This window comes from Streptomyces tateyamensis, assembly GCF_003205575.1.
Taxonomy (GTDB): Bacteria; Actinomycetota; Actinomycetes; order Streptomycetales; family Streptomycetaceae; genus Kitasatospora; species Kitasatospora tateyamensis.
The window spans coordinates 435-938 of the sequence record NZ_PYBW01000271.1; positions in this window are offsets into that span (position 1 = coordinate 435).

Here is a 504-nt window from a genome sequence, read left to right on the forward strand (position 1 = left end):
GCGGGCGATCTCCAGGCCGATCCCGGTGCCACCTCCGGTGACGACAACGTTCCTGGCCATCGCTACATCTCCCGCCCTGTCCGTCCTGGAATGACACGATTCCTATCACGCTGGGTCGCCAAGGCTGCGGGGAGGGTGACGTAGATCGTCCGCAGGGGTGTGGTATGGCCGGGTGAACGGCGGTGAGCGGACCGTAGCGAGAGCCAACTCACACCCGGTGGACGTAACTTTGCCGGCTGCGGTACGTCTTACCTTGTAAGTGCGGCCGATCCTGCGGAACGGCGTGCGCGTGCCACCCCGTCCCCCCTGGGGTGGCCCGGGCACCCGCGGTGACCGGTCGCCGACGGGGCTCCGGCGGGCCCCGGGAGGCGGTCGCCCCGCGACCGCCCTCGCGCACGGCGTCAGGACGCGGCGGAGTCGGCTCGGAACGCTTTGAGCGGCCGTTCCCGGCCGATCCGCCCCCGGGCGCCGTGCGTCGCGCAGGAAACGGCAGGGCCCCGCCGA